Source organism: Halomonas sp. 113 (assembly GCF_904067645.1).
GTDB lineage: Bacteria > Pseudomonadota > Gammaproteobacteria > Pseudomonadales > Halomonadaceae > Vreelandella > Vreelandella titanicae.
In genome coordinates, this window is record NZ_LR881453.1 from 669,302 (window position 1) to 688,009 (window position 18,708).

16 protein-coding genes are annotated in these 18,708 nt (G+C 55.7%); 9 read left to right on the forward strand and 7 right to left on the reverse strand.

Annotation, left to right across the window (positions count from 1 at the left end; translation table 11 throughout):
- Positions 1-12: 12 nt before the first annotated feature.
- The 6 genes from dinB to YERSI8AC_RS03365 all read left to right on the forward strand — a co-directional run bounded on the left by dinB (position 13) and on the right by YERSI8AC_RS03365 (position 5,263).
- Positions 13-1,059, forward strand: coding sequence for a DNA polymerase IV (gene dinB, locus YERSI8AC_RS03340; protein WP_159176089.1), 1,047 nt, complete (start codon positions 13-15; stop codon positions 1,057-1,059).
- A gap of 130 nt (positions 1,060-1,189) precedes the next feature.
- The gene (locus tag YERSI8AC_RS03345; RefSeq protein WP_141439969.1) at positions 1,190-2,017 is read left to right on the forward strand and encodes an alpha/beta fold hydrolase; all 828 of its coding nucleotides are present in this window, start codon (positions 1,190-1,192) and stop codon (positions 2,015-2,017) included.
- A 9-nt stretch (positions 2,018-2,026) separates the two neighbouring features.
- Complete coding sequence (locus YERSI8AC_RS03350) at positions 2,027-2,275, forward strand: YkoF family thiamine/hydroxymethylpyrimidine-binding protein (RefSeq protein WP_039858708.1); 249 nt, start codon at positions 2,027-2,029, stop codon at positions 2,273-2,275.
- 129 nt (positions 2,276-2,404) lie between these two features.
- Positions 2,405-3,424 carry a TRAP transporter substrate-binding protein gene (locus YERSI8AC_RS03355; RefSeq protein WP_159176090.1) on the forward strand — a complete coding sequence of 340 codons (1,020 nt, stop codon included), beginning with the start codon at positions 2,405-2,407 and terminating at the stop codon, positions 3,422-3,424.
- Positions 3,421-3,933 carry a TRAP transporter small permease gene (locus tag YERSI8AC_RS03360; RefSeq protein WP_159176091.1) on the forward strand — a complete coding sequence of 171 codons (513 nt, stop codon included), beginning with the start codon at positions 3,421-3,423 and terminating at the stop codon, positions 3,931-3,933. Before YERSI8AC_RS03355 ends, YERSI8AC_RS03360 begins: the two co-directional genes overlap by 4 nt.
- A 25-nt stretch (positions 3,934-3,958) precedes the next feature.
- Entirely contained in the window at positions 3,959-5,263 is a 1,305-nt protein-coding gene (locus YERSI8AC_RS03365) for a TRAP transporter large permease (protein WP_022520018.1), read from the forward strand.
- 78 nt (positions 5,264-5,341) lie between these two features.
- Here the strand turns inward: YERSI8AC_RS03365 and gabT are convergent, their stop codons facing one another.
- The 6 genes from gabT to csiR form a co-directional block, all read right to left on the reverse strand.
- On the reverse strand, positions 5,342-6,619 hold the full coding sequence (gabT, locus tag YERSI8AC_RS03370) for a 4-aminobutyrate--2-oxoglutarate transaminase (protein WP_009286758.1): 1,278 nt from the start codon (positions 6,617-6,619) through the stop codon (positions 5,342-5,344).
- 94 nt (positions 6,620-6,713) lie between these two features.
- Entirely contained in the window at positions 6,714-7,652 is a 939-nt protein-coding gene (locus YERSI8AC_RS03375; protein WP_138800939.1) for a GGDEF domain-containing protein, read from the reverse strand.
- Positions 7,639-8,448, reverse strand: coding sequence for an EAL domain-containing protein (locus YERSI8AC_RS03380; protein ID WP_022520016.1), 810 nt, complete (start codon positions 8,446-8,448; stop codon positions 7,639-7,641). Before YERSI8AC_RS03380 ends, YERSI8AC_RS03375 begins: the two co-directional genes overlap by 14 nt.
- A 280-nt stretch (positions 8,449-8,728) precedes the next feature.
- On the reverse strand, positions 8,729-9,943 hold the full coding sequence (locus YERSI8AC_RS03385) for a CaiB/BaiF CoA transferase family protein (RefSeq protein WP_022520014.1): 1,215 nt from the start codon (positions 9,941-9,943) through the stop codon (positions 8,729-8,731).
- 42 nt (positions 9,944-9,985) lie between these two features.
- A complete protein-coding gene (locus YERSI8AC_RS03390; RefSeq protein WP_159176092.1) occupies positions 9,986-11,164 on the reverse strand; it encodes an acyl-CoA dehydrogenase in 1,179 nt (392 codons plus the stop codon).
- A 136-nt stretch (positions 11,165-11,300) separates the two neighbouring features.
- Complete coding sequence (csiR, locus tag YERSI8AC_RS03395) at positions 11,301-12,020, reverse strand: DNA-binding transcriptional regulator CsiR (RefSeq protein WP_022520012.1); 720 nt, start codon at positions 12,018-12,020, stop codon at positions 11,301-11,303.
- A 361-nt stretch (positions 12,021-12,381) separates the two neighbouring features.
- On the opposite strand from csiR, the gene YERSI8AC_RS03400 reads away from it, so the two are divergent.
- The 3 genes from YERSI8AC_RS03400 to YERSI8AC_RS03410 are packed head-to-tail and all read left to right on the forward strand — an operon-like array spanning position 12,382 to position 15,951.
- On the forward strand, positions 12,382-13,353 hold the full coding sequence (locus tag YERSI8AC_RS03400) for a TAXI family TRAP transporter solute-binding subunit (RefSeq protein ID WP_027957372.1): 972 nt from the start codon (positions 12,382-12,384) through the stop codon (positions 13,351-13,353).
- Positions 13,354-13,399: 46 nt separating this feature from the next.
- A complete protein-coding gene (locus YERSI8AC_RS03405) occupies positions 13,400-13,912 on the forward strand; it encodes a DUF1850 domain-containing protein (protein WP_009286764.1) in 513 nt (170 codons plus the stop codon).
- Between the two features lie 32 nt (positions 13,913-13,944).
- Positions 13,945-15,951: a TRAP transporter permease gene (locus YERSI8AC_RS03410; RefSeq protein ID WP_022520010.1), complete on the forward strand. Its 2,007-nt coding sequence runs from the start codon at positions 13,945-13,947 to the stop codon at positions 15,949-15,951.
- 118 nt (positions 15,952-16,069) lie between these two features.
- Here YERSI8AC_RS03410 and YERSI8AC_RS03415 read toward each other — a convergent pair whose 3' ends face one another.
- The gene (locus YERSI8AC_RS03415) at positions 16,070-18,595 is read right to left on the reverse strand and encodes a penicillin-binding protein 1A (RefSeq protein WP_022520009.1); all 2,526 of its coding nucleotides are present in this window, start codon (positions 18,593-18,595) and stop codon (positions 16,070-16,072) included.
- Between the last annotated feature and the right edge of the window lie 113 nt (positions 18,596-18,708).

Here is an 18,708-nt window from a genome sequence, read left to right on the forward strand (position 1 = left end):
GAAGGCTAGCCGGTGCGCAAAATCATTCACTGCGACTGTGACTGCTTTTATGCAGCAGTGGAAATGCGCGATAATCCCGCGCTGCGGGATATACCGATTGCGATTGGCGGCAGCGTCGAGCAGCGCGGGGTGGTCGCCACCTGCAACTATCCCGCCCGCGAATTTGGCATTCACTCGGCCATGCCGATGGCTCAGGCACTCAAGCGCTGCCCGCATCTCACCGTGATCCGCGGTGAGATGACCAAATACAAAGAAGTTGCCCGCCAGGTCTTCGCCATTTATCGCGATGTGACTGAACTGATCGAACCACTCTCTCTGGATGAGGCCTTTCTGGATGTCTCGGCGGTCACCCAGCATCACGGCAGCGCGACGCTAATGGCTGAAGCGATCCGTGAACGGGTCAGCCGCGAAGTGGGGATCACCGTTTCGGCGGGCGTAGCGCCCAACAAGTTTCTGGCCAAAATTGCCAGCGACTGGAACAAACCCGACGGCCTGTGCGTGATTACGCCGGATAAGGTCGATAGCTTCGTACAACAGTTGCCGGTCAAGAAAATCCACGGGGTAGGACCGCGCACGGCCGAGAAACTGGCGGGGCTGGATATTCACACCTGCGCTGACCTGCGTACCCGCACGCTGACCGACCTGGTCGAGCATTTTGGCCGTTTTGGACGGCGGCTGTATGAGCTGAGCTGGGGGCGGGACGAGCGCCCGGTGAAAACCCACCGGGAGCGCAAATCGGTCAGCACCGAACAGACCTACGCCCAGGATTTACCCAACCTCGATGCCTGCCACCGAGAGCTACCCGCGCTGATCGAAGATTTAGAGCGCCGCTACGCACGGCTTGACCCGCCACTGGCGGTGCGCGGGTTAATCGTAAAAGTGAAGTTCAACGACTTTACCCAAACCACCGTCGAACACGCCGACCCCGCGCCTAACCTTGAACAGTTTGAAACCCTGCTTAACGTTGGCTGGGCACGCGGCGAGCGTCCCGTGCGTCTGCTTGGCGTGGGGTACCGGCTGGCGGACAACAGCCAGGAGCATCAATTGTCGCTGTTTTAATTAGCCTGTTAATCCTTTTGTCGATTGACGCTCATGCAGGAGCGCGTTAAAACAGATGTATGATAGGCGGCGTAAATAATCATGTTTCACATTAGCCGTCTTCCTGCCTTTTTAACGCGCGAGCCTTGCCATGTCTGCTAATGCTGCCCAACGTCCCCGTTTAGTGTTTGCCCATGCCAATGGTTTTCCGGGCTTAAGCTATCGCAGCCTGCTGAACCCACTGGCAGAGACCTTTGATCTGCACCCTCTGGATCGCCTGGGTCACCACCCTGACTACCCCGTTAATCATAATTGGGGCAACTTGGTGGATGAGCTGCTGAGCTATCTACCCGAGACGGATACGCCGCTTCTGGGAGTGGGACACTCTTTGGGTGGCACGCTAATGGCCATGGCCGCGGATAAGCAGCCCGAGCGCTTCTGCGGGGTGATTATGCTTGATCCCCCTTTGATGCTGGGCAAGGACGCCTGGGCAATGAAAGCCGCCAAGCGGTTTGGCTTTGTGGATCGGGTTACTCCTGCTGGAAAAACCTTGGGTCGGCGCACCGTGTGGCCAAGTCGCGAAGCGATGGCAAGCTCGCTGGGTCGCCGAGGGCTGTTTCGTCGCTTTACCCCAGAGGCGCTCAACGACTACATTGAAGCAGGGACGCGCTTGCTAAACGATGGCAGTGCAGAGCTGACCTTTGATCCTGGTATTGAGGTGGAAATTTTCCGCCACCTGCCGGATCACCTCTCGCGCCTGCCGCAGCGTTTGGGCGTGCCGTTAGAACTGGTGGCGGGCAAAGAGTCCCACCTATTGACCGCTTCACGTATAAAACGCTTGAAGCGTAGAGGGCTATCGGTAAGTGAAGTCCCCGGTACGCATATGTTCCCGATGGAGCATCCGGACGAGACCCGTGCCGCTATTTTGGCTGCCTGGCAGCGTTTATCCAACGCCCGTCAGCCCCAAAACACAGCGTAAGGAGGCGTTATGTATCTTTCCGTACAGCTTAGCTATTACCCGTTGGCCGATGACTTCAAGCCGGTGGTCAAAGAGGTGGTGAAACGCCTTGAGGCGACGGGATTGGAGGTGCACCCGAATCGCATGAGCACCCAGGTATTTGGCGAGTTCGATGCTGTGATGGCAGCGCTAACTGAGGTGATGAAGTGGTCGTTTGAGACCCATGGCAAAGCGGTCTTCACGGCCAACTTTCTCGAAGGCGACCGCCGGCCACGCTAATCACGCAGCAAACGCCGCCCACTGGGCGGCGTGTCGTTGTCTGGTCCGTTCGCGTCGCTATGGGACATAAATGGTTCCCAAATGACTGTAGTTTAATCCCTATACCAATCAAAAATAGGGGTTAAAAGAATGTTCCATCCTGCTGATTTAAATAATAAATTCCCTCATTCAGGTAAAAAACTTTCGATAGCGCTAGGGGCACTACTCGTCAGTGGCTATGCGCATTCCCAGTCGGTCAGTATGGACTTCTCCAATGAGTATAATGCGTCCTCCATTCATGCTCAGGGCGATGCCTATTTTATTGATAAGCTTGCCGAATTAACCGATGGCGATATTGATATCACGCTGCATACGGGTGGCTCGCTCGGCTTTAATTCCGGTGATCATTTTTATGGCGTGGCCGATGGCGCCGTCGAGATAGCTGATACCCTCTCGGGCACCATGAGCGGCATCGATTCGCTATTTCTACTCTCTTCGCTCCCCTTTATTGTCGACGACGTTGCCGATGCGCGGCGACTTTATGACATAGCGAAACCCTATTACGAAGAGGTGTTCGCCGATAATAACCAGGTGCTGCTGTATGCCTCGCCCTGGCCGCCGAGCGGTATCTGGTCGGAAGACGAGGTCGCGAGCCAGGACGATCTTGAGAGCCTGAAGATTCGCACCTTTGACCGTAACGGTACCGAGACATTTAGAAATGTAGGTGCCTCGCCGGTCAGCCTGTCCTGGGCTGATGTGGTACCCCAACTGGCCACCGGCGGTATCGAGGCGGTGTTAACGTCCGCCGAAGCGGGGGCCAATGCCAGCTTTTGGGAGCACCAGAATTACTTTGCCGGGGTTCAGTACGCCATTCCTCTTAACATGGTGCACATGAATCGCGATGCGTTCGAATCGCTTACCGACGCTCAACAGGATGCGGTCATGGAAGCGGCCAGCCTGACTGACCAACACAACTGGGAAGCGGTTGAAACGCGTACCGAAGAGAACTATCAGACGCTTGGTGAGCACGACGTCGTGATCAGTGATCCCGTCTCGGACGAGTTGCTAACGCCTCTCAAGGAAGCCGCCAGTGGCGTGGTCGAGAGCTGGCTGGAGAATACTGGTGATGACGGCGAGTCGATCTTGAGCGAGTTCCGAGGCGCCGAATGAGGGCGCTCAATGTCATTGAGCGTATCTCTAAACTGCTCAATCGGGTCGGTGCTGTCATTGCCGTGCTGCTCATTATTTATATGCTCGGCCATATCCTGTTAGAGATAGCGCTCAGGCTGTTTGGCCACTCGACGTTTATCCTCGATGAGTATATCGGCTATGCCGTGGCTACGATGTCCTTTTTAGGCCTGCCTTATGTGCTGGAGAAGGGCGGGCTGATCCGTGTCTCTCTGCTTCTGGAACGCTTTCCTGAAACCATGCGCTGGCCGCTGGAGCTATTCAGCTGCTTGGTAACGGCAGGCTGCTTTGTGTGGCTCTCGACCTTCTGGTTTCAGAATGTTCTGCGTAGCTACAGCCGCGGCACCGTCAGTGAAACCATGGCAGAGACGCCTATTTGGCTGCCGGAGAGCGCCATCCTCGTGGGCATGTGGTTAATTTCCATCACTCTGTTAGTCAGAGCCCTAAAAATAATGGCTCTGCGTTCAGGCTACTCGTCTAGCGTCAATTGAAGCAGCGACTAATAGGAAAGGCGTTATGGATATTTTTTGGTCGGCCGTCGGGGTCGGCGTACTGCTGTTGTTCTTTTTGTCGATGGGCACCTGGATTTTTGCATCCATGCTGGCCGTGTCCATTGGCTCGCTTTGGCTGTTTGGCGACTTCGGTGCTGATCGTATCGGTCTGATTTTTTCGCGAATTCTCTATCGTGCCAGTAATAGCTGGGAGTTATCGGCTATCCCGCTGTTTATATTGATGGGCGAGCTGATTTTTCGCTCCAATATTTCCGAGCGGCTTTTCAAAGGGCTGGTGCCGATCACCCGCCATTTGCCGGGCGGTATTCTCCACACCAATGTGCTTGGCTGTACGCTGTTTGCGGCGGTGAGCGGCTCCAGCGCGGCGACGACCGCGACGATTGGCAAAATCACCACCCAGGAGCTGAAAACGAGGGGGTACGATCGTAACCTATCGATCGGTTCGCTGGCGGGCGCCGGTAGCCTGGGGCTGTTGATTCCGCCTTCGATCGTGATGATCGTCTATGGCGTTCAGGCGGAAGTCTCTATTAGCCAGCTGTTCATGGCGGGGGTAGTGCCGGGCCTGTTAATTGCGCTGCTGTATAGCGTGTATATCGGCGCGAGGACCTATTTGTCGCCGTCGTTGGCACCCAAACAGGCGGCGACTGACCAGAGCGTAGGGCAATCCATTCTGCTTCTGCTGCCCGTGCTGGTGTTGATCAGCATCGTGATTGGCTCTATCTATAGCGGTATTGCCACGCCCTCGGAGGCGGCGGCGGTGGGCGTGGCCGCAACGCTGGTGCTGCTTGGCGTCGAGCGCCAGCTTTCGGCGCGGCTGTTTATTGAGGCGTTCAGAGGCACGTTAATCACCAGTATCATGGTGTGCAGCCTGTTGATTACCGCCACGTTGCTCTCCACGGCGATGGGCTACCTGCACCTGCCCCGGGAGCTTGCGGAGTGGATCGCCGCGCAAAACTTTACCCCGATGTCGTTGTTGCTGGCGCTGGCGGTTTTCTATGTGGTGCTGGGGCTTTTCCTGGACGGTATTTCGATCACCGTGATGAGCCTGCCGATTACGCTGCCGATCGTACTGCTGGCGGGGTTCGATCCCATCTGGTTTGGCATCTTCCTGATCATCATGATCGAGCTTGGCCAGATAACGCCGCCGGTCGGATTCAACCTGTTTGTGCTGCAAAGCCTGACAGGGGAAAGCATCAGCCGGGTGGCCCTGGCAGCGCTACCTTTCTTCCTGCTGATGTGCGTGGCGGCCTTGATCATCAGCTTATGGCCGGATATTGCCTTGTGGCTGCCTCGCTTTATGGCGGAATAAGCAGGTTAGGTATCCACACAAGTAAAACCGCCGCCCCAAATTTGGGCGGCGGTTTGGTTCTTGCTGACTAACGCTTAATTACACCAGCGAATCCAGGCAGGACTCAATAATATCCAGGCCTTCATTGAGCACGTCATCTTGAATGGTGACGGGCATCAGGAAGCGGATGGTGTTGCCGTACATGCCGCAGGAAAGAAGGATCAAACCCTCTTCGCGGGCTTTCTTGCATAGCGCGGCCGCTAGTTCTGGGTTAGGCGTATGGTCGGCTTTGTTCGACACCAGTTCAAAGGCAGCCATCGCGCCCATGTTGCGCACGTGGTCGATGCAATCAAACTTATCTGCCCACACGTTGAAGCGCTTGGCCAGCTTGTCGCCCAGGGCCTGGCTCTTCTCCAGAATGTTCTCTTCTTCAAACACTTCCATGACCGCTAGCGCCGCCGCACAGGCAGTGGGGCTGCCGGTGTAGGTGCCGCCCAGCGAGTTAGGGCCTGAAGCGTCCATCACTTTGTCGGTGCCTACGATGGCGGAAATCGGCATACCGTCGGCCATACTCTTGGCCATGGTCATAATGTCCGGCTCAACGCCGCTATGCTCAATGGCAAACATTTTGCCGGTACGGCCAAAGCCTGACTGCACTTCATCGACTATCATCAGCATGCCGTGCTCATCGCAGATTTCGCGAACCTTGGTCAGGAAGCTGGTAGAGGCCGGGTAGAAACCGCCTTCGCCAAGCACCGGTTCGAGCACGATGGCCGCGGTATCTTTGGGGTTGGCATCGGTTTTCAGCGTCATTTTCAGGCCGCGAATGGCTTCGTCTTCGCTAACGCCGTGGTAAGGCACCGGGTAGGGCGCACGGAAAACGGTGCCCGGCATGGGGCCGAAGTCGCTCTGGTAAGGCGCCACCTTGCCGTTCATGGCCATGGTGAAGAAGGTACGGCCGTGGTAGCCGCCATCGAAGCAGATAACGTTAGAACGGCCAGTGGCGGCGCGGGCGATCTTGACCGCATTTTCCAGCGCTTCCGCACCCGAGTTGGCCAGCATGACTTTGGCATGGCCACGAACGGGCACGATGTGGCTGAGTTTTTCCGCGACTTTCACGTAGCCTTCATAAGGCATGACCGTTTGGCAGGTATGCATCAGCTTATCGAGCTGGGCTTTTACCGCTGCGACCACTTTGGGGTGACGGTGACCTACGTTGAGTACGCCAATGCCGCCTGCGAAGTCGATAAAGCGGTTGCCGTCCGCGTCCCAGATTTCAGCGTTTTCAGCGTGGTCGGCGAACGCCGTTGCGGGGCTTGCAGCGCCAGCAGCGACGTATTTATGTTTTAGCTCGTTTAGTTCGGCATTGCTGCTCATGGCTTACTTCCTAATTGATGAGGATTGATCTTTTAGCATAGTGCTTAATAGGGGTGCCTGATAGGGGCCTGATTGTGAAGTTTAAAAGCGTTGCCTACATGGATGACGAGGCAATGACAACACGGTTGCGCCCCGTCTGTTTAGCTTGATACATAGCTTTATCAGCACGATCAAGTAGCCGTTTGCCCGAGGCTTCAACGTAGCTGGCAATCCCCGATGAGAGCGTCATCGTTAATTGGTGCTTAGTAAACGTTTGTTGCGCGACGCTTTCACGAATGCGTTCCATGCCTTGGTAGGCTTCTTCAGAATTTACGCCTGGCATAATGATTAAAAACTCTTCACCGCCCAATCGTATGTGCAAATCGGTATCGCGCAGTACAGCACTCACTAAGGAGGTGATCTGTTGTAAAACGCTATCGCCCGCGCTGTGCCCATAGGTATCGTTGATCGCTTTGAAGTCATCCAGGTCATAGATCGCGATGCTGAAAGGTGTTCCATACCGCTCGCAGCGCTTGATCTCTTCATCCAGGCGCTGCAAACCGGCACGACGGTTGAGCAGCTCCGTTAGCTCATCGTGGTGAGCCATATGATCCAAGCGCTCATTAGCCTGCTTGAGCCGCTCTTCTAGCTGTTTGCGCTGGGTAATGTCGATTATGAAAGTGACTTTACGCGGTTCGCCGTCGTCAGCCTCAATACGCGCAGCTTCGGCGATGATGGTGCGTCTTCCGCCGTTTTTGAGAACCACATCCCACTCTTGGCGCAGCTCTTGATCCTCGTTGCCCTGCATAAACTCAGTATGCAGCGCTGATAAAATCGCATGGTTCTCTTCGGGCACTACGTGGGTAAGGTGCTGGCCTAAAAGCTCTTCCTGCCGGTAGCCATAAAATTCACAGTAAGCTGGATTGACCATTTCAAAGTGACCCGAAGGGGTTGTAATACAGATTCCAATCGGTGCCGCTTTGATAACGTTTTCGGTATTGCGCTTTGAGCGGTTAAATAACTGGTAGAGTCTGTCGAGACTAATCTCTTTCATACACCGCTCCTGAGCTGCTATCTACTTCATTTTTTAACCCCACTAATAGCGGAACAATATTGGTGCACAAAGTGTTAATCGCCGGTTTTGCGTAGTAGAAACCCTGCTGATGAACAATTCCCGCGCGGGCGAGCCATAAGGCTTCGGCACGAGTCTCGACACCTTCGGCGATAAGAGTCATATCGAGCTCTTGGGCGAGCAGGATGATCGCGTTTAACAGTGCTTGGCGGCGAAGATCCTTATCGCAGTTCATCACCAGCTCACGATCGATTTTAAGTTTATCGGGGGTTAAGTCAGTGAGCAGGTCAAGGTTGGCGTAACCATTGCCAAAGTCGTCAAGCGCCGTTTTAAAGCCCATGGAGCGGTAGGCATTAATAATATTGCACAGGTGTTGCCGGTCGCGGACGCGCTCGGTTTCGGTGATTTCAAAAATAAGCCGATGGGTAGGCCAACCCACCCGTTTTGATACCGCTAACGTTGCCTGGATGCAGGCTTCGGGCTCATAAACGGCGTTAGGCAGAAAGTTGATCGAAAGGTCGGTTTGCATATCCAGTGCGCTGGCCATTTCGATTGCTTTTACCCGGCAGGCCTGATCAAAACGGTAGAGGAGCTCATCAGTCACTTGCGAAATGACGCTCCAAGCGGATTCACCGCACGGCCCACGAACCAGTGCTTCATAGGTGACGATTTGGGCCAGCGATAGATCCACGATTGGCTGAAAGGCCATGGTGAACTCAAAGGGCAAGTCGCCTTCACAGCGTTTGCAACTGCCATTGACGCGTGCGCACTGGCTCATAGCTGCTCCTGAGGGATGGGTGTTGGATGGCGCTGTTAATGCCATAACATTAGATAGATTAATGCCTATAGCCTATGTTGAAGCATTCAACGCTCTTAACTTTAGGTCTTAATATACGTTTTGTATAGCTTTTGTACAACCATGGGTTGCGAAGCATTAGCCAGGTGCCTGCTTCTTGGCTTGCAATATTGGTCTGTTCTTTTGGCTTAAAAAAAAAGGCGCCAAGTAGGCGCCTATAAGAGGGAAGTGCATAAATCGAGTGCATAAACCATTAGTGCTATTAAATGATGCCTGCTGCGCGAAGCGCAGTGCGCTGCTCCAAGCTAATACCAAGTTCTTCCAGCACGCTTTCCGTATGTTGGCCTAAGTGAGGCGGCGCCGTAGTGGCGCTCATTTGGGCACCGTTAAAACGGATAGGGTTAGCGACCAGATCCACCTGACCTGCTTGGTCGTGGGGCAGGGTCTGCTTAAGTCCGCGGGCTTTCACATGGGGGTCGTCGAACACCCGATCCAGCGTATTGATCGGCCCGCAGGGAACGCCTACGGCTTCAAAAGCGGCTAGCCATTCATCAGTGCTGCGCTGGGCCAACGCCGCTTCCAGCTGCGGAACGAGCAGAGCACGATTGTTTACCCTGGCGCCATTGGTGGCAAAGCGTGGATCTTCCGCCAAAGCCGGTAGCGAAAGCACCGCGCAAAAACGCTTGAACTGCTCGTCGTTGCCGACAGCCATAATCATATGGCCATCCTGGGTGGCAAACGCCTGATAAGGCACGATGTTGGGGTGAGCGTTACCCAATCGCTGGGGCACATTGCCGGAGGTGAGGTAATTGAGTGCCTGATTGGCGAGTACGCCTACCTGCACATCCATTAATGCCATATCGATATGGCAACCCTCGCTGCTATCACGGCGCTGATAAAGCGCCGCTAAAATTGCATTAGCGGCATATAACCCGGTGAATATATCGGTAAAGGCGACGCCACTTTTTACCGGGCCACCGCCGGGTTCACTGTCGGGCTTGCCAGTTAGGCTCATGATCCCGCCCATGGCTTGGATCATAAAGTCATAACCGGCGCGGTGAGCGTAAGGGCTCTCCTGGCCGAAACCGGTAATCGAACAGTAGATCAACCTAGGGTTGAGCGCCTTTAAGCTGGCGTAATCCAGCCCGTAGCGTTTCAGGCCGCCAACTTTAAAGTTCTCTATCAGCACGTCAGAGTTAGCGACTAGCTGCTTGATCACTGCCTGGCCTTCGGGCTTGGCCATATCGACGGTCAGCGAGCGTTTACCTCGGTTAGCGCACAGGTAGTACGCCGACTCTTCGCTGCCCGCCAGCCAAGGAGGGCCCCAGTGGCGGGTGTCATCGCCGCTACCGGGGCGCTCTACCTTAATCACATCTGCCCCCATATCCGCGAGCATTTGTCCGCACCAAGGCCCGGCCAGTACGCGGGAAATATCGAGTACTTTTATACCGGCCAGTGGTTTGGTTGGCTCGTTCATAGAGGCTCCGTTAATAAGTGACAAGTGATCAAGGTGCGGTGATTAAAAGAACGACTGAATGCCTGTCTGGGCGCGACCCAGAATCAGAGCGTGTACATCGTGGGTGCCTTCGTAGGTGTTTACCGACTCCAGATTGACCATATGGCGAATAACACCGTATTCGTCGGAGACGCCGTTACCGCCGTGCATATCGCGAGACTGGCGGGCGATATCCAGCGCTTTGCCGCAGTTGTTGCGCTTGATCAGCGAGACCATTTCCGGTGCCCAGTTGCCGCTATCCATTAGCCGGCCCACCTGCAGGGCTGCCTGCAAGCCAAGGGTGATCTCGGTCTGCATATCGGCGAGCTTTTTCTGGATCAGTTGGTTGGCGGCCAGCGGGCGGCCAAACTGCTTGCGGTCGAGGGTATATTGGCGCGCTGCGTGCCAGCAGAACTCTGCCGTGCCCATCACACCCCAGGCGATGCCGTAGCGGGCTTTGTTGAGGCAGCCGAAGGGGCCTTTCAGGCCACTGACGTTTGGCAGCAGGTTCTCTTCGGGAACAAAGGCGTTATCCAGCACGATCTCACCGGTAATCGATGCGCGCAAAGAGACTTTGCCTTCGATTTTGGGCGTGGTGAAACCTTCGGTGCCGCGCTCGACAATAAAGCCTTTAATCTGATTGTCGTGAGCCGCTGATTTCGCCCATACCACCGCGATATCGGCAATTGGGCTATTGGTGATCCACATTTTTGCGCCAGTCAGGCGGTAGCCGCCGTCGACTTTTTCCGCGCGGGTAATCATTCCACCCGGATCAGAGCCGTGGTCGGGTTCGGTCAAGCCAAAACAGCCAATCATTTCACCGCTGGCAAGCTTAGGCAGGTACTTGTGCTTCTGCGCTTCAGAGCCATAGGTCTCGATGGGGTACATTACCAACGATGACTGCACACTCATGGCCGAACGGTAGCCGGAGTCTACGCGCTCCACTTCGCGGGCAATCAAACCGTAGGCTACGTGGTTAACGCCTGCGCCGCCGTACTCGGGGGAAACGGTGGCGCCCAGCAGGCCAAGCTCACCCATTTCGGTCATGATCTCGCGGTCAAAGCGCTCTTCACGGAAGGCGGTTAGCACGCGGGGCTGAAGGTTTTCCTGGCAGTAGTCGTAGGCCGCATCGCGGATCTGGCGCTCTTCATCGGTGAGCTGTTGTTCCAGAAGTAGCGGGTCGTCCCAGTTGAAATGCGTCATGGCGTAGATTCCTCGGATAGTGGGAAGGAATAGATGCAAAATAGCTTGCAGCCAATGTATCGCCGTTTTTTTAAAATATCTACATTTTTTTAAAACGTAGAACTTTGGTCTGGGACGAAGAGCCGAAGCGAAAAGCTCAGCCGATGCCGCGCTCTTGAAGGACGCGGGTAATGATCGGTACGGGGGTCATCAGGTGATCGCGCATCAGGGTGTCGGCTTCGGCTGTATCGCGCGCCAGAATGACATCGACCAGCGCAGCGTGCTCCTGGCGCTTAAGCTCCAGCGCCTGGGACGACATCACGGTTTCCTGCAACCACAGGTGGCGGTAGCGCTCTACCTGGTCAAACAGGGTGTTGCGCATTTGCAGTAGGTGAGGGGAGTTGCAGCCGCTGGCAATGGCGGTATGGAAGGCTTTGTGGCGCTGATCCCAGATGTCGAGCAGGTCGTTGGGGGTGTTGATGTCGGTGACCTTGGCCAGCCGATGTGCGGTAGCCAGCACCGTGGCTTCCCAATCGTCGTCGCCGCGCTCTATAGCCAAGCGCAGGATCAGCCCTTCAAGCTGAGCCCGGGCGTCGTAAATATCGTTGAGTTCGGCCAGCGACATAGGTGCTACCCGGTAGCCGCGCTGGCTTATCGCGACCACAAGGCGGTCAGAGACTAACTGCGATAGCGCTTCCCGTAGCGGCCCGGTGCTGGCGCCGTACTGCTCTTTGAGCCTGCTCATCAGCAGCTTCTGCTCAGGCGCATAGCGGCCACGAATAATGTCGTGCTTGAGTTGGCGGTAAGCACTAATGGCGAGGTTCTGCCGCGGCGCGCCTTTATCCCGACTATTGTCCTCTTTAAAACCGGGCTCCATAGCAGTGTGGCTCCTATCCTGAATCAATAATAACGGTGGGGTGGGCGAAATTGACGGCCATTATCAATAAATAATAACAATTCGGCATAAAATAAGACATTTATGCGGGATTTCAGGATTTTAATAGCTGGCTATTCGATCCAGCTGCTGGGCGGTTACACCTTCTGAGGCACTCATGGCTGTATGAGGTAAAGGCACTGCTGCGCTGATAACGCCCTATTAGCATCCAACGCATAAGCCGTGCTAACTTCACCTCCACCGCTTCCGGTTCGTCGTGACGGCAGCCAGAAGCTGGGGCTTCAACACCTCCTTTTTATCGTCAACCATACCTATAAGTCCAAGCAGGACGGAGGAAATGCTCATGAAAACTCTACGCTCTCTATACGCCACAGCCGCTGCCGCTTCTATGCTCGCGGTTGCACTTCCAGCAAGCGCTCAACAACTCTCAATCGCGACTGGCGGTACTGGTGGCGTTTACTACCCTATCGGCGGTGGTTTTGCCGAAATGATCAACAACCATATCGAAGGCGCTCAGGCGACTGCTGAAGTGACCGGTGCCTCGGTTGAAAATATGGGCCTGATTATGCGCGGTGACGCGGATCTCGCCCTGGCTCTGGCCGATACGGTCTATCAAGCCTATACCGGCACGGATGATTTTGAAGGTCGCCAGATTGAAAATACTCGCGCACTGGCGTCGGTTTATCCCAACGCGGTACAGCTGGTGACCCTGGCCGAGTCGGATATCGAATCGATTGCTGATCTAGCGGGTAAGCGCGTTTCCGTCGGTGCACCGGGTAGCGGCACCGAGCTGAACGCCCGTGCATTGCTTGAAGCCAATGGCATTAGCTATGAAGACTTCACTCCCCAGCGCCTTAACTTCAACGAAACCGCTGATGCCATTCGCGACGGTGATATCGACGCCGGCTTCTGGAGCGTTGGGCCACCCACCAGCTCGATTCTCAACCTGGCAGCCACCCGCGATATTCGCCTGATTGGCTTGTCTGATGAAGAGGTAGCCAATGCCCAGGAAGAAGAAGCGGTATTTGCCCCCTACCAGCTTGCTGCGGGTATGTACGACGGTATGGACGAAGCCGTTCAGACCATCGGTATCCCCAACGTGCTGGTCGTTAATGCCGATATGGACGAAGAGCTGGCTTATCAACTCACCCAACTGCTGTTTGAAAACACCGATGAGCTGATTGCGGTTCACCCGGCGGCTAACGACACCACCGTTGAGTTCACTATGGAGTCGACCCCCGTGCCGCTGCACCCGGGCGCACTGCGCTATTTCGAAGAAGTCGGTGCTGAAATCCCGGATCGTCTGCGTCCTTAATCGTGTAATGATATTTTCATAATCAGATTGCCATAAGGACATTGCCATGCAGTGGCAGCGACGACTGATGGCGCTACTGATTGCATGTTGTCCATTCGCCGAAGTGGGGGCTTCCCCCGCTTCGGCGTCGGCGTTTATGCGCCTAGCCGTGGTGACCGAACAAGGCGACACGCTAGTGGATGAAGCGGTGCCGGCTGACGGTCGCTGGTGTATTAAGTGGCAGCACTCCGTTGAACATTTCACGGTGCTGGACTGCTATCGTAATGTAGCGGGCGTCATGCAATTAGAGCGTAGCCATCAACCCGATTTCGCCGCAGGGCTTGGGCATATTTTTGGCCGCGGCGAGCAGGTATCAGACGGTGAGGGCGGTTACTGGATTAATGCCATTAACGAGCCTGTAGCCAATAACCGTTATGTGTTGAGGGTAGGTTCACCGGCTGTTAATCATCGTGTGGTGTGGCCTGGCGGTGAGCATGCGCCAGTGAGCCTCAGTGAGCACGCCGCTGGACAACGCGTGACCATTCAGTTGATAGACCCTCACGCATCCCCGCGTGAATAAAAACGACATTAGTTAACGCTTCCGAGGACTTCATGAGCGAATCCAATCAACCGTCGAGCGTGGTGCCCGGCGGTAATGTGATTCAACCCCGCATGGTGCTGTGGTCGATCACCATTGTGGCGGTGGGTCTTTCCCTGTTTCAGCTCTACTCTGCCGGTATTCAGCCCTTAGGGCTTTTTTATCAGCGCAGTATTCACCTGGCACTGATTATGGTGCTGGCATTTCTAATGTTTCCAGCCTTTGGGCCCACTCGCAAACGTGGTGTATTGGGCTGGGGGCTTGATCTAGTGTTTTTTGCCGGGGCGATTCTCACCGGTGGTTACTTGGTACTCAACCTGGATGAGATTTTTAGCCGTGCGGGTTTTTGGAACAGTACCGATATTCTGGTTGCCTGTATTGCTACGGTGACGGTACTGGAAGCCAGCCGTCGCGCGGTAGGTTTTGGTATGACCGTGATTGGCCTCTTGGCGATTGTGTATGCCTTTGCGGGGCCGCGGGGCGAGCTGCCGTGGCTTGGCGAGTGGATGCCGGGCATTCTTGAGCACCGCGGATACACCATTGATCGAGTTGCCGGTCAACTCTACTTGGGGCAAGAGGGTATTTTCGGCCTGCCGCTAGGCGTTGCGGCGACCTATATCTTTATTTTTGTCCTCTTTGGTGCTTTTTTGGAGTGCACCGGGGCGGGTAAATTCTTTATCGATATGGCCTATGCGGCGACCGGCCGCCAGCGTGGCGGGCCAGCCAAGGCGGCGGTATTGGCGTCGGCGGGCATGGGCTCGATTTCTGGCAGCGCGATTGCCAACGTGGTCACCACCGGCGCTTTTACCATTCCATTGATGAAGCGGCTGGGCTACAAAGCCAAGCAGGCAGGTGGTATCGAAGCGGCGGCCTCGACCGGCGGGCAAATCATGCCGCCGTTGATGGGGGCTGGGGCGTTCCTGATTGCTGAGTACACCAATACGCCGTACCTGGACATCGTCAAGGTCAGTATCCTGCCAGCGATCATGTATTTCGCGACGGTGTACCTGTTTGTGCATATCATCGCTCTCAAGCAGGGCATGCAGGGGCTACCCAAGGATGAACTGCCGCAGATGCGCCAGGTCATGAAGGATGGCTGGCACTTCCTGCTGCCGTTGGCGGTGCTGGTCTGGCTGCTGGCGATGAGTATGTCGCCCATGCGGGTAGGCTACTACGCAGTGATCACCATTTTGGCGGTAGCGGTATTGCGCTATGTGCTGTGGTTCTTCTTTGTGGCGCCCAGGCAGGGCCAGCCAGTGACCGCAACGGCCGTTAAAGACGTGGTACGTACAGGCTTTGCCAAGCTGATCGAGGGCTTGGAACTAGGTGCTCGCAATGCGGTAGCGGTTTCCATGGCCTGTGCAGTCGCCGGGATTATCGTTGGGGTAGTGGGTTTAACCGGCTTGGGACTGAAATTCTCCTCCATGATGCTGGCTTTCTCCGGCGGCAACCTGGTATTGGCGCTGGTAATGGTGCTGTTGGCAAGCTTGGTGCTGGGGATGGGGCTACCCGTTACCGCCAGCTATATCGTGCTCATCGTGCTCGTTGGGCCTGCATTGACAGCCGAGTTTGGTGTGCCGCTGCTGGTCGCCCACCTGGTCGTGTTCTGGTACTCCCAGGATTCCAACGTGACGCCTCCCATCGCCTTGGCAGGCTTTGCCGGGGCGGCGATTGCGGGCAGTAAGCCGATGGAAACCAGCTTCCAGGCGTGGAAGTTTGCCAAAGGGCTCTACCTGATCCCACTGTTTATGGTCTTCAACCCTGAGATTATCATTGGTGGCCCGGTGCCGGTGGTCATCTGGAATGGAGTGATTGCCATTCTGGCATTAGGTGCCTTTGCCGCGGCGCTGGAAGGCTATCTGTTTACCAAAATGTCGTGGCTACCGCGCATCGCGATTACCGCCGCGATCTTTGGGGTGTTCTATCCCAATCTGATGACCGAAATTGCTGGTGTCGCGGTCATGATCGTCGCCATTGGCGCTAACTGGTTGGCCAGTAAGCGCGAAGCACCTGCTGGTTAAACGTTAGGCGACCCTATATACAAACCCAAAGGTAGCCAGTAACAGAAAAGGCCCGGAGAGATAATCTCCAGGCCTTTTGTTTGGTGTACTACAGGATTGGCTGGTTTAGAAGATCGAGTTAGAAGATCGACTCAGCGGTGCCTGAACCCTCAGAACCACTGGCTTCTTCCAGCTCGCGGCTGATACGGCGCTGCTGGTAATCCGGCAAGTGATCCTGATGGAACAGTTCAGTGATACCTCCAGACTGGCCGTCAGATAAACGTTGGCCTGTCGTTGGGTCTACGCGCGCAGTGACAATCGTCGCGGGGCGCTCGGGCACGGCGTTCGGCGTACCTTCCAGGGCATCCCCCATAAACTCTACCCAAATGGGTAGCGCGGCCTGAGAACCATACTCAGAAATGGTCTCGTTGCTGTCCTTACCGACCCATACCGTAGTGACTAGATCGCTGTTAAAGCCCGCAAACCAGGCGTCACGCTGGCTGTTGGTGGTACCAGTCTTGCCGACGATATCCTCACGGTTAAGGCTCAGTGCGCCGCGGCCAGTGCCCGAGGTGATAACGTCACGTAGCATATCGCGTAGAATGTAGACAGCGGCTGGGTCGGCTACCCGTTTGGCGATCGGGTATTCGCGGCCATCAATTTCCACCGTCTCCTGGTCTTCGGCACAGCTGGGGCAGGCAACCTGCGGCGTGGCTTCATCAATCAGCTCATTGTCGTCGTCACGGGTAACCCGCTCAATAAACCAGGGCGACACCTGGAAACCACCGTTGGCGAGCACCGCGTAAGCGTTGGTCATTTCCATCGGCGTTAAGCTCGCGCTGCCTAGCGCTAATGATAAGCCACGAGGGAGCTGGGCGGGAGAGAAGCCGAAGCCCTCCAAAAAGTTAATCGTGTAATCCAGCCCCATGGTTTGTAGAACGCGAATAGTGACCAGGTTGCGCGAACGGGCAAGGGCTGGACGTAAGCGCATAGGGCCTTGGAAGTCACGGCTGGAGTTGACCGGCCGCCACAATGAGTTACTGCCATCGTCAAGCACCACGGGCGAATCATTAACGACGCTGGCGGCGTTCATCTCTCCATCCTCAAGGGCCGCTAAGTAAATAAACGGCTTGAAGATAGAGCCTGACTGGCGTCGTGCCTGTACAGCACGATTGAACTTGCTGGCGTTAAAGTCGAAACCGCCCTGGAGTGCCAGGATAGCACCCGTTTGAGGGTCTTGAGCGACCAGCGAGCCTTCGGTATCCGGCTGTTGAGAGAGGCGTAGCGAACCGTCTTCATTCTCAATGACGCGCACCATATCACCCCGTACGGCAATCTCCTCAGCCGAGCTGGGTGCAGCTCCGCGGCTCCGCGGGCTCAGGTAAGGGCGTGCCCAGTTCAAACCTTCCCAGCCGATCGTCTGTAGACCATCGTTGCGAGTTAGCACCTGCATTTCGCGGCCGCTACTTTCTACCACGATGGCGGGTTGAAGCAGGCCATAATTGGGCGTGCGCTCAAGCACCTGAACCCAGTTGCTGACGTCGCCCTCGATCCCTTCGACTTCCGTTTGGCTGCGCTGGGCGGCTTGGCGTGCGGTTTGGCGAATTTCGGGAGACTCAGAAAGCTCCTCCTCCAGGCCTTGGGTCGCGGTTTGCTCCTGGGCCTCGACAAGGCTTGCCGCAATCTCACGCTGCTCCGGCCCGCGCCAGCCATGGCGAAGGTCATAGGCCGTCAGGCCGTTGGCCAGCGCTTGGCGGGCAAAGGGCTGCAGCTCGCTATCAATCGTAGTGTAAATACGATAGCCACCGGTGTAAGCGTCATCGCCAAAGCGTTCCACGGCATACTGACGTGCCATTTCGGAGACATAGGCGGCATCGACTTCAGCTTGGGTATAGTGGCGGCGGGCCGTTACAGGATCCTGAACCGCTGTCTGATAGGTGGCATCATCGATGTAGCCGAGTTCGCGCATACGGAACAGAATCCAGTTGCGACGAATCAGCGAACGCTCGGAGTTAGCCAGCGGGTTAAAGGCAGAAGGTGCCTTGGGCAGCCCCGCAATCATGGCCGTTTGCGCTAGGCTAAGCTCGGCGAGGGGCTTGTCGTAATAGGTTTCGGCGGCGGCAGCGATACCGTAGGCGCGATTGCCCAGGAAAATCTTGTTCACGTAAAGTTCGAAGATTTCCTCTTTATCGAGTATCTGCTCCATTTGTAGTGCCAGCAGGATTTCACGAATTTTACGCGTAAACGTCTGATCGAGTGTCAGCATATAGTTACGCGCGACCTGCATGGTGATCGTCGAGCCGCCCGATTGGATATCGCCACTCATCGCAAGTTGAACCACCGCCCGCGCCAGGCCTCGCGGGTCGACACCGGCGTGGTCAAAATAGCTGGCATCTTCGGCGGCGATCAAGGCATTGATCATATCCTGCGGAATTTCATCAAAATTGATCGCCATGCGGCGCTCTTCGCCGAACTCGCCAATCAATTTACCGTCTTGGGTGAAAATACGTAGCGGTGTGTGCAGTTCGAAGTCCTGCAGTTGGCGAACGTCGGGCAGCCCTGGGGCAAAGTAAATGGCGGCCCCCACCACGGCTAAGGCGGTGGCGCCCACCAACGAGACGATGAGAAAAAACAGCGACACAATAAGGGTTCGAAGAAACGTCATGTACGAAGAGCACCCTGGGAAGAATGAAAAGATCGGCATCTAAACGGCCGTATCATGCAATTGGCAGCCATTATAGGAACCTGAAGCGGCGGCCACCAGTGTTGATATGCGCT

Coding starts and splice junctions, on each gene's coding strand:
- YERSI8AC_RS03345 (WP_141439969.1), top strand. CDS start 1,190: ATGTCTGCTAATGCTGCCCAACGTCCCCGTTTAGTGTTTGCCCATGCC.
- YERSI8AC_RS03350 (WP_039858708.1), top strand. CDS start 2,027: ATGTATCTTTCCGTACAGCTTAGCTATTACCCGTTGGCCGATGACTTC.
- YERSI8AC_RS03355 (WP_159176090.1), top strand. CDS start 2,405: ATGTTCCATCCTGCTGATTTAAATAATAAATTCCCTCATTCAGGTAAA.
- YERSI8AC_RS03360 (WP_159176091.1), top strand. CDS start 3,421: ATGAGGGCGCTCAATGTCATTGAGCGTATCTCTAAACTGCTCAATCGG.
- YERSI8AC_RS03365 (WP_022520018.1), top strand. CDS start 3,959: ATGGATATTTTTTGGTCGGCCGTCGGGGTCGGCGTACTGCTGTTGTTC.
- gabT (WP_009286758.1), bottom strand. CDS start 6,619: ATGAGCAGCAATGCCGAACTAAACGAGCTAAAACATAAATACGTCGCT.
- YERSI8AC_RS03375 (WP_138800939.1), bottom strand. CDS start 7,652: ATGAAAGAGATTAGTCTCGACAGACTCTACCAGTTATTTAACCGCTCA.
- YERSI8AC_RS03380 (WP_022520016.1), bottom strand. CDS start 8,448: ATGAGCCAGTGCGCACGCGTCAATGGCAGTTGCAAACGCTGTGAAGGC.
- YERSI8AC_RS03385 (WP_022520014.1), bottom strand. CDS start 9,943: ATGAACGAGCCAACCAAACCACTGGCCGGTATAAAAGTACTCGATATT.
- YERSI8AC_RS03390 (WP_159176092.1), bottom strand. CDS start 11,164: ATGACGCATTTCAACTGGGACGACCCGCTACTTCTGGAACAACAGCTC.
- csiR (WP_022520012.1), bottom strand. CDS start 12,020: ATGGAGCCCGGTTTTAAAGAGGACAATAGTCGGGATAAAGGCGCGCCG.
- YERSI8AC_RS03400 (WP_027957372.1), top strand. CDS start 12,382: ATGAAAACTCTACGCTCTCTATACGCCACAGCCGCTGCCGCTTCTATG.
- YERSI8AC_RS03405 (WP_009286764.1), top strand. CDS start 13,400: ATGCAGTGGCAGCGACGACTGATGGCGCTACTGATTGCATGTTGTCCA.
- YERSI8AC_RS03410 (WP_022520010.1), top strand. CDS start 13,945: ATGAGCGAATCCAATCAACCGTCGAGCGTGGTGCCCGGCGGTAATGTG.
- YERSI8AC_RS03415 (WP_022520009.1), bottom strand. CDS start 18,595: ATGACGTTTCTTCGAACCCTTATTGTGTCGCTGTTTTTTCTCATCGTC.